This window comes from Halorubrum sp. Atlit-26R, assembly GCF_003666015.1.
Classification (GTDB): Archaea; Halobacteriota; Halobacteria; order Halobacteriales; family Haloferacaceae; genus Halorubrum.
This window is the reverse complement of sequence record NZ_QPLT01000046.1, coordinates 1-1,730: the sequence shown is the minus strand read 5'-3', so window position 1 is coordinate 1,730 and position 1,730 is coordinate 1. Positions and strand designations below refer to the sequence as shown.

Annotated in this window: 2 protein-coding genes; both read left to right on the top strand. The window is 59.8% G+C overall.

The features are described 5' to 3' along the window. On the top strand, positions 1-245 hold a 245-nt coding region (locus DVK07_RS22800; protein WP_158603185.1), incomplete at its 5' end, for a hypothetical protein. A 47-nt stretch (positions 246-292) separates the two neighbouring features. Next, positions 293-1,730: hypothetical protein (locus DVK07_RS19070; protein WP_121598468.1), on the top strand; the 1,438-nt coding region annotated here is incomplete at its 3' end.

Below are 1,730 nucleotides of genomic sequence, written 5' to 3'. Positions count from 1 at the left end.
GCGACGCCGGCGCGACCGAGAGCTTCGACTATACGCTCACCGACTCCGATCGGGACTTCGACGAGCTGCGTCTCACGGCAACCGTCGCGACCGCCGACGACGCGGACCTCATCACCTCGACCGACTGGGGAACGCTTCAGCGGACTAGTGGCGGTGCCGGCGGAGGGCTGCCCGGCGGCGACGCCGGCGCGGTCGGGCTCGTCGTCGTGGTGCTCGCGGCCGTCTTGCTAATGAAAGGTGACTGATGACCGCAACACAACCAGATTCCGAAGGATACACGCGACGGGGGGTAATGCGAGCGACGGCCGTCGGGATCGGCGCCGTCGCTGGAGTCGGCGCTATCGGTTCGACCGCGGCGCCGGCGGCGGCGATCGACTGGGGCGACGTGGGGACGATCGCGGCAACGACGGTCGTCGGTGGGCCGATAGGTCTCGGCTGGGCACTCCGTGAGACGGAGGTTCTCGGTTCGAACCCGCCAGCCGAAGGGCTGACTGCTGACGCGCTACACCAACAAGTCTACCAAACCGCGAAAACACGCGAATCCACGAACGCTTCGACCTTCGTCGATAATCGCAACATACTCGACGGCGTTGAAAACTCCGCTTACACCGACGCCAAGACCGCTGCCATCGAGGAACTGAACGCTGGCTCTGATGAGTCCGCTGTTCTCGATGCCGCGACTTCCGCGATTGACACCTACGAAACCACGGTTCACAAAAACTTCCTGAAAACATGGAATGAGGCTGCGAATGAGGCCGATACGCTCGCATCTCTTATCTCTGACCACCCAGACCTATCTTCTTCGGATGTCTTTGAGCTCCACTTCACACACGTAGATCCAAACTACGAACCGGTTCAGTTCGAGCCTTCTAACGAAAATGACTTATTCACCTTCCCCGACGGCTCTGAGATTCAACTGTTACCGCTGTCTGGTGTGGATGCCTCGTTCGATGGTACTCCCATCGGATGGGGTGGAAGGCCCGATGAAGGCAACATGCAAATAGATGTTACTGGACCTGATGGTGATTCGTTCACCTACATGGAACTCTCCGTTTGGCAGGACCTCAACAACCAGATCGAATCCACGTTCCAAAACGTCCGCGACGGCATCGAGACGTGGGTTACGAACGTATACAGTGAGGTTGAAAGTGGTGAAATAGAGACCTCCGAACTCATCACGCCCCGTCAACGTGCTGAAATGCTTTCAGATGACGAGTCAGAGGCTAACGCTATCTCGGACCTCACCGCGCTGAATATCCCGATCGACCCGGAGCGCGAGGTCACAGTCACAATCACGGAGACCGGTGCGACGCTCTCGGGGACGATTGGCCTCACCGACGAGTCAGACGGACCGATCGAATCGGGCGAGACCTACGACCCGAGCACCTTCGCCGGAGACGTCTATCTCACGGCCGACGTGAGTCAACTCTCCGGAACATGGGACGCCTACGAGACCGGCGTCGACGGTGGGACCATCACTCTCACCGCGCAGCCGTACGACGGGACGGTCCTGAACGTGACGACGGCCGCCGGCGAGACCGTCTCGATCCCCGCGAGCGATTGGACTGACAACGGCGACGGGACCTATTCGTACGACGCGAGCGGAGATCTTGAGACCACTACCACCGACGTCGAATCCGTCGAGTATGTGTCCGCTGCCGAGGAAACACAGTACGAGACGCTAAATCTCACTAAGGAGTTCACCGTCGAGTCGATCGTCAACCGACAGA